A 562-nucleotide genomic window follows, 5' to 3' on the forward strand; every position below is an offset into this window, starting at 1 on the left:
TTAGCCTTAATTAGAAATCGAAGTGAGTTTTTAATTACTCAAGCGCCGGGCCATGATTTTATTACCGATATCTTAAGTGCTGATCTCTCATCTTTGATGGAGTAGTGATAAGAATGGAATAGACATCATATCGGATGCCCCAATGGCTACGTAAGAAGGTTATGCAAAAGATTCCACCGCTTTAATATTGATATTTGATTCTTAAAAATCAACTCCAGATAAATTCATTACTCTCACCTATCCAGCGCTCAATCAGTTTTTGGCTTAGCGATTCATCTTTGATCACATTATCGGCGATCGATGTTGCTTTTTCGATAAGATGTTGATGGGAAAAGAGGTCGGCCATCTTAAATTGAAACTCACCCGTTTGTCGTGTGCCGAAGATATCTCCTGCGCCTCGAAGCTCAAAATCTTTCTCTGCAATCTCAAAGCCATCATTGGTAAGTTGCATAATCTCCAGTCGTTCTCTCGTCATATGGGAGAGTGGGGGAGAGTAAAGGAGGAGGCAGAAAGAGGCTTTCGATCCGCGACCAACTCGCCCTCTTAATTGATGAAGTTGTGA

General features: G+C 41.5%; 1 pseudogene. It reads right to left on the reverse strand.

The features are described from left to right. Positions 1–208: 208 nt before the first annotated feature. Positions 209–562, reverse strand: a pseudogene (locus FK530_RS27650) (ATP-dependent DNA helicase RecG); the annotation flags it as partial.

Origin of the sequence: Tsukamurella conjunctivitidis (genome assembly GCF_007858475.1) — a bacterium.
GTDB classification, from domain to species: domain Bacteria; phylum Actinomycetota; class Actinomycetes; order Mycobacteriales; family Mycobacteriaceae; genus Tsukamurella; species Tsukamurella conjunctivitidis.